We start from the raw sequence: 7,234 nt of genomic DNA, 5'->3' as shown, positions 1-7,234 counted from the left end.
CACTAATTAGTGAGGTCTTTTTTGTGGGTGATATTAATCAAATAAATGAAAAGGCATTTAAATATAAAAGGAGAGTAGTAATGAGTGATATCCAAACTGTTTTGACGCGTTGGGGTGTATGGGCTAGGGATAACTCTCATCTGGATTATCCTCATATCGCTAGCGGGTTTAAGGGATTGGTGACGAGCAATAGACAGGTAGAGTCATGTTGCGATAATGATGGATTAGCCATTGATAAAACAATAGGAAATTTACAGCGGGCCTCGCGAGAAAAAGAACTGGAGCTTATCTTTCGACATTATGTGTATGGGCAATCTAAAGCCTCTATTGCCCGATTGAAAAAATGTAATGAACGGGAGATTCGACGTCAATTACAAGTTGCTGAAAGTTTTATTGAAGGATGCATAATGCAATTGGGCATTTCACTGGAAATGCAGGTGGAGTGATTTTTTATAAACATAATAAGCTTTAATAGAATAGAGCAATCAAGAATAGATCTTATTATCGGTAATTAGACTTGAATCAGACGTGGAATAGGGCGGGGCAAGGCATATGACTGGTTGTGGTAATTAGAAACCAGAATATAAACTGTCTCTGCGACAGTTTATATTCATTAATTTTTTATTTTAAATTGCTGCTAAATACCTTTCGGTTACCTAAATCATCAATTAAGACAAAATTGACCGTCTTGCTGACTGCTGGGGGTAAACGATTGAGCGAAAAATCGAGCTTCGAAAAAGGAGCAACCATATCTGGCAGGCTTTCAGTTGAGCCTAATGTCAGTGAGGCTAATGATGCATAATAAGGCGTCGGGTTATCAACCCGAATCAGGGCGGTATCGCTTTTTGTCTCAAGAGTAAAGGTTAACGCCTTACCTAAAGTATCTCCTGGGGCTGGTAAGTTTTTAGGGCGGTAAAATACTTTGTATTGCATGCGCAAGGCCAGCGTGACGAAAGATTCATCCTCAGTTTTAGGGGTCACCTTCGGTGGAATTTCGTAAACATTGAGCCAAAATGCAGACTCCCTATCAACGGGTAATTTACTGGCCCCCGATAAGATCAATCGCAGGCTGCGTTGTGCCTGTGGTTGTAGCCGAAATAGCGGGGGCAACACTAATACCGGTGAAATAGACTTCTCTGGTGTTGCGGTCAAATCACCGTCATCCACCCAGACCTGCACTGCCACCGGATAGCTATTGCTGTTAACCAGTTGTAGTGACTCTTCGGTGCTACCTTCACTGAAGATAATACGTGTTCTTTCCGCAATGACACTTGCCGTGGCCGGTATACTGGTAACCATAAGCAACAAAAGTAACCCACCAATCCCACTATTTATGTGTCTGAAAAACATATTATTGGACACGTATAACCACTTGCGCATGTGCATTCACCGCTCCTGGTGTCACAGTTTGCCCGCTGATTTTAGTTAACTCAGCCCGAAAGTTCTCAGTGTAACTGTTACCCCCACTCACCGTGCCGGTTATTTCTTGGGCGCCCTGGAAGATGCCATACCAGCCGGCGTTATTACCGGTTTGAGTTACATTCTTTGATAGCAGATAAATCGGACTATTATTGCGGTAGATACGGATGCCTACACCGCTTGCTGTTCCGGCAGAACCATAACTATCTGACACCAAGTGGCTGATCCCGCCACTGCCGTTCATTAATCCCAAAGCTTGCGCTTTAGCGGCATTTGCTGCTGGTACCAGAAAGCCCATCGCTACCGTGCCAGCAGTGACACCTGATGTCACGCCGGTCTGGCACTGAAAATCTACTTTAAATTCAGCCGAAGTGGTGCTGCCACTGTTCAGCTCTGCCACAGAAATTCTCGGTAATATCACTGTGGGGGTAAAATTGGTTACCGCACAAATCGTGGTTCGACGGAAAGTGACATAATTGTACAATCCAATAGAGGCAGGCCAGGTGGCATACCAGCCGGGCCAGTTTGATACTGAGTCAGTTCCTTCAATAGGGCCACTAATTCCTGGTCCTTTAAACGCGATATAAGCATTGGGTTGGGTATAGGCATACAGGTAAGAGGCTGCATTGTTAGTGCCGGCACGGACATAATCAATACGAAACAGCTCGGTATACAGGTTACTGAAATTCTTGGCTTTGACTAAAATACGGCCACTGCTATCTTTATCCAGGTCGGTTAAGCGCCGCCCTTTCCATAAGCGCGAGTAATACTCGCCAGTGGATAGATTTGTAAGCCTGATAACAACATTGCGGACATAGGTGGCAAAACCAGAGGGAACATTACCGGCAATGGCACCATCTTCATTTTTACCACCAAAGTCATTATCTCCGTTAGTGGCATACATTTCGAAGAGTTGATCAACATCGGCCGCAGCGCAGCGGAATAGCACCCGATTAGGGTCATAACCGGTGTTCAGGGCAAAGGTGGTGAAGTCAGAGGTACCTGCGGCTAATAATGTCCCATCGGGTTGAAAATTCGCCGCCGTGCTAAGGTCGATAAGGCCCGGCAAGCCGAGTGAGCCATTATTATAATCCAGAGAACCCGCCCAGTCACTTGCCGTACCATCACCGGCACCAAGTTGAGTTTGTGCCGTAATGCGAGTACAGGCTGACCATACTGAGGTGCTGCATAGCCCTATAAATAATATCGCTCCAGCCAAAATACGCGAGCGGCGGTGATAAGTAGTGGCCGTTGGCGGTGATAGTTCGCAAGATATTAACTGCTCTGTTGTTCTTAACATTATTTTTCTCATAATTGTTAACGGTGGCAACTGCCTGTTATATGAATAATATCCTGCTCAGTATCTTGACCATCAAAAGTATAAGGTAATTCACACTGCTCACTGCTGCTTTCACCCCAGCGCACATAAAGTGAGCCTTTGTCGTCTTTCACTCGTACGTAGATCTGATTCCCTTGACCTACCATCCCGACAATTTCATTTTTGCTGTTATAAACATCGGCACCCAGTGGTAACCCTTCACCCTCGTTAGTTTGGGTTTGAATTAACACGGCATAGCCTTTCAGGGTGTCGAATTTTACTTTCACAGCGGCCCCGGCGTAAGGAACGACGCGGCCCTGATTCTCTTTCAGTTCAGTATTGCGATTAATGCCTTTAGTATCCAAACCCACCGTATTGTAATTATAGGGTGTTAACGATGGCACCAAGGCAAATCCGTTATTATCAATCCTCGCCCCTTGTGCATTTCGTACTGTTGCACCCTGAGCACCATCCGCTTCAATTAAACCAAAGGTCTCGCCCAAATAAGGCCCGAGTGTCATACCTTTACTATGTATTACTGCGGCTCCACGAGCACCAACACCATATTGGGTGTAATTATTGCCGCGGGAATAGCTGCCATTGACGGTCGCATTAGGGAATTGTTTTTGCACATTTGCCCCCCAGTTATTTGAACTGCTACTGATATTGCTGTCGTCATAGCCGGCATTCACTGAATAGTTAAAGGTGTTTCGTTCACCGGCGGTACCTGATAATGACGTCTGATAGCTATTACCACTTTTTGGGTTACGGCTAGCAGACATCGATAAATATTGGTTCTTATTGCCAATATTTAGTGGAATAGACACCGTTAGCGTCGCAATATTTTCAGTATTACCGTAGCGCGTTGTTGTCTCATTCGTCGTATCGTCATCCCAATTATATTGGGTTGAGGTATAAACAGTGCGCTGACGGCTAATGGCCAGGTTGTAACTGATGTCTTGGTAACTGTTTGAATAGCTTAGCTGTAACTGCGTATCTCGTTGCGTATCATTATAATAATCACTGGTCGATGCAGACGCAGAAAGTTGACCATAATTACCCAACGTCTGATTAATTGAGGTTGTAAACTGGCTGCGTTGTTTATAGGTCGTTGAATCCCATGTCCCGCCATTTTTTTGCGTTGAGCGCACGCCAAAAACATCATTTAAATCGCGATATCCTTTGGTTGAATAGCGATATCCAGCCAATGAGAATGTGGTCCCGGTTTGATTAAATGTCTGGCTATAGGTTGCTTGCATTCGCCAGCCATTCTGCGTTTCATCATTTTCAACTTTAGCATGAGAGTAGGTAGTATTGAGGCCAAAGGCCCCGATGGGGGTACCCAATACGCCACCGACAAGGAGTGCCGTATAGTCTTGTGCTAAACGCAGGCCGCTGTTCGCAGTTAACTGATTGGTAACACCGCGCTCATAGGTGAAGTCAGTGAAATAGTTATCAATATTGGTGAAATCACGGGATTCGCCGACCACCGCATTATAACGGCTAACACCTGGGCGCATTGAGTCCGGGACGGCACTGAATGGCACGGTAAATGTCGAACGGCTACCATTCGCTTCAATCACCTCAACATTGAGGTCACCCTGACTGGTGGTGCTATATAAATCGTTAATAACGAATGGGCCAGGCGCAACCGTAGTTTCATAAATTTCACGCCCATTCTGGCTAACAACCACCCGCGCATTGGTACTGGCAACACCACGGACTTCAGGGGCAAATCCACGCATGGATTCTGGCCACATACGTTGGTCGGTTGCCATTTTAACGCCACGAAACGACATGGTGCCAAATAATGTACTGTCGGTGAAGGTTTCGCCCAGCGTTAATTGACTATCCAATTGGGGGATAGGGCGCTGGACATAAGTACGAATATTATTCCATTGGGTATCGCTGCTATTATCATTACTGGAATAACGTACGTTTGATTGTTGACGCAGTTGCCATAATCCGAGATTGAGGCCACTTTTTAAGCCAACAAACCCGTAATCAGAGGTGCTATTTTGCTGGGCCTGAGTATCACTGCGATAAAAGTTAGAACTGTAGTTGATGAATGCGAGTTTTTCACCTTCCTGCCATTCACTCTGCTCGATATAACCTCTGGGGCGTTTTTGCAACAAAGCTTGTGGGATCGACAGTTCCAGGCGAAGTTTAGCCTGATCAAAGTGAAAAGAGGCCCCTTTTACTCGCTCAGCCAGTGGCCTACATTGCTCTGTAGACGAGGTTGCAGCAGTCTCCGAAGGGGCTGATTCTGTCTCTTGGGTATTAGTTTCGTTGGTTACAGCGCCGTCTTTGTTGGTTAGAAGTACGCCAGCCGCAGTTAAGAACTCATCACTCAGGCAGGGGTAAATCTCTGATGAGTCAGCATTCTTAATAAATTCAATGGTAGTGCGTTTGAACGGTTTGTTATTAACCAAGACATCGACAGCATCGTAATTTCCGGCTGTGGCAGAATTCTCTTTATTGAGTTGATTCAAACCTGAAGCAAAATTGGTCCCTAAAAACAGAGATTCATCGAACTCGAGGTTTTGTGGCTCATCCTGAGCCACAGCCGTATCAACATGTAAGATTAAAGCAATACATAGTGTTAATGCTTTCTTGCGTCCAAAGAATTTTCTCTTCACAGAAGCGCGTGCAAGCCTCATAAATCTTCCTTTACCGGCTAAATACGATAACTTCCGGTATCTTGCCCGCCGAAATCATTCACTATCAGGAAATTAACAATAGCATTAGAAGGTACAGATGAATTTGGGATAACCCATTCTGCTTGAGACATCGGTGAAATCATCTCGGATTTCATTTTAAGTTTTTTACCACTGCCAACAACTTCACCACTGGCAATGGTGGCATAGAATCCTGTTGGGTTTTTCCCTGTTACAACAACATCTTTACCCCGTTGGCGCACACTGAAAGTCAGTGCGCTGGAGACCTGATCAACACGGCCAGTAATACTTTCGGGTCGATAAAATACTTTAATGCGGTTACGCATCAACACTAACATTTTATTACTTTTTTCTGCTTTGTTGACGGGAGGCACCTGTAAAAAATTAAGATAGAACACGGATTCTCTATCTGTTGGCAGGCCGCTACCGGTATATTTCAGCCGCAATGTTTGTCCCGCATTGGCTTCCATGCGAAAGAACGGTGGTGTGACGATAAAGGGTGCTTTGCCTGTTTCTGGTGTTGATTGGGCATCACCACTGTCTAGCCAGACCTGAACCGCATTGGGGAAGTTGTCTTTATTTGTTAATTGTACGCTGTGCTCTTTTTCGCCCGCCGAATATATAATGCGGCTACCCGTCATGATGACGCTGGCTTTAGCAGAAGAGATGCCCATAAAAATTAATAACGCGATGAACAGATAACGATAACTGTAGCTATGTATGTTAACCATCATGGGGATACCCTCTGAATGAAACTGGCCGAATAGCTATTTTGTTGGTGCTTGAAGCTGCTGAATACACATCGGGGTACTTTACCCGAATCACTATTGTGAAGATCATCGGGATTAATGAGCCTCATTGAGGCTCACCCTGTGGGCTAGTATAAATGCTATTCAAAAAGGTCTATGACCGATTTGTCATTTACTTTGCCTGATTGCAGCGCCAACTAGTTAAAGTATATCCTATTCGGCAAAGCAGGGATTACAGGTAAGAAACTGCATATTGTACCGATGCGATCACAGAACCAGCGCCTGCTTGTCCAGTTGCATAATATTGAACTGCAAAATCATGCTCTGCTGCTGTATCACCAGCCTTTAACACTATACCATCTTGCGCCAAACCACTATTCAGATCGATACCTGAAGTCGTTGTTGTGTCTTTCAGCAATTGAAGCTCAACGTTTGCTGCCGTGCCTGTATTTTTTAAGTTACCGGAAGCTGTGACTTGGTTAGCGACGAAAACAGTTTTGACATCAATATCATCATTGCCAACTGCACAACCAGATACACCCAGGGTAAAGGCCGTTTTACCTGCTGTTTTCCCTGAAGAATCCAAATCGCTGCTGGATACAGTTGGCAGCAATACCATTGGGTTGGCATCAACGCCGTTGACGGTAACAGAACAGGTTTGTGCTGTGACTTCACCTTGGAAAGTAATTGTATTATTACTTGCTGCCATTGCAATAGTTGTAGATGCTGAGAATAACGCCATAGCCAAAGTTAACTTGTTCATTTAAAACTCCAATATAATAATTAAATGTGGGTGAGCATTCATTCGAATTTAAATATGAATGAATACTTAACTTAATAAATATGAAGTGGGTTAATGACTATATGTGCGAATGTTATTCGATTATACTTGTCAGCTTTCCACATTCTTTTCGTTTAAGTAAATCGGTGGTAAATATTCCGCCACGTCTGTTACTTGATGAGGGAGATAATATAGAAAGCTGTCTTAACTTCACATCAGATAAACGAACCAATCTTTGTGGGAATATTCCTACAAAAACTGTGCATCTACAAAATATCTGTCAACTTAT

6 protein-coding genes are annotated in these 7,234 nt (G+C 44.4%); 1 reads left to right on the top strand and 5 read right to left on the bottom strand.

Annotated features, from left to right (window positions below; genetic code table 11):
* Nucleotides 1-80: 80 nt before the first annotated feature.
* Complete coding sequence (locus V2A85_RS20720) at nt 81-446, top strand: antiterminator Q family protein (protein WP_420072239.1); 366 nt, start codon at nt 81-83, stop codon at nt 444-446.
* Nucleotides 447-621: 175 nt separating this feature from the next.
* Here V2A85_RS20720 and V2A85_RS20715 read toward each other — a convergent pair whose 3' ends face one another.
* The 5 genes from V2A85_RS20715 to V2A85_RS20695 all read right to left on the bottom strand — a co-directional run bounded on the left by V2A85_RS20715 (nt 622) and on the right by V2A85_RS20695 (nt 6,927).
* Nucleotides 622-1,386: a molecular chaperone gene (locus V2A85_RS20715; protein WP_372560092.1), complete on the bottom strand. Its 765-nt coding sequence runs from the start codon at nt 1,384-1,386 to the stop codon at nt 622-624.
* Nucleotides 1,352-2,719 (bottom strand): fimbrial usher protein StbD, encoded by a 1,368-nt coding sequence (gene stbD / locus V2A85_RS20710; RefSeq protein WP_372560091.1) that lies wholly within the window; start codon nt 2,717-2,719, stop codon nt 1,352-1,354. The genes V2A85_RS20715 and stbD overlap by 35 nt, the downstream gene beginning before the upstream one ends.
* Nucleotides 2,720-2,736: 17 nt before the next feature.
* Complete coding sequence (locus V2A85_RS20705; protein ID WP_372560090.1) at nt 2,737-5,397, bottom strand: fimbria/pilus outer membrane usher protein; 2,661 nt, start codon at nt 5,395-5,397, stop codon at nt 2,737-2,739.
* Between the two features lie 17 nt (nt 5,398-5,414).
* On the bottom strand, nt 5,415-6,146 hold the full coding sequence (locus tag V2A85_RS20700; protein WP_372560669.1) for a molecular chaperone: 732 nt from the start codon (nt 6,144-6,146) through the stop codon (nt 5,415-5,417).
* A gap of 250 nt (nt 6,147-6,396) precedes the next feature.
* Nucleotides 6,397-6,927: a fimbrial protein gene (locus V2A85_RS20695; protein ID WP_372560089.1), complete on the bottom strand. Its 531-nt coding sequence runs from the start codon at nt 6,925-6,927 to the stop codon at nt 6,397-6,399.
* Between the last annotated feature and the right edge of the window lie 307 nt (nt 6,928-7,234).

It is taken from the genome of Yersinia sp. 1252 StPb PI, assembly GCF_048593885.1.
Classification (GTDB): Bacteria; Pseudomonadota; Gammaproteobacteria; order Enterobacterales; family Enterobacteriaceae; genus Yersinia; species Yersinia enterocolitica_E.
Note: the sequence above shows the minus strand (reverse complement) of the source record. Positions and strands in the feature narration are given on the sequence as shown.

Bases quoted from the DNA above. Each gene is read 5' to 3' on its own strand.
- stbD (WP_372560091.1), bottom strand. From the start codon at position 2,719: ATGTTAAGAACAACAGAGCAGTTAATATCTTGCGAACTATCACCGCCA.
- V2A85_RS20695 (WP_372560089.1), bottom strand. From the start codon at position 6,927: ATGAACAAGTTAACTTTGGCTATGGCGTTATTCTCAGCATCTACAACT.
- V2A85_RS20720 (WP_420072239.1), top strand. From the start codon at position 81: ATGAGTGATATCCAAACTGTTTTGACGCGTTGGGGTGTATGGGCTAGG.
- V2A85_RS20700 (WP_372560669.1), bottom strand. From the start codon at position 6,146: ATGGTTAACATACATAGCTACAGTTATCGTTATCTGTTCATCGCGTTA.
- V2A85_RS20705 (WP_372560090.1), bottom strand. From the start codon at position 5,397: ATGAGGCTTGCACGCGCTTCTGTGAAGAGAAAATTCTTTGGACGCAAG.
- V2A85_RS20715 (WP_372560092.1), bottom strand. From the start codon at position 1,386: ATGCACATGCGCAAGTGGTTATACGTGTCCAATAATATGTTTTTCAGA.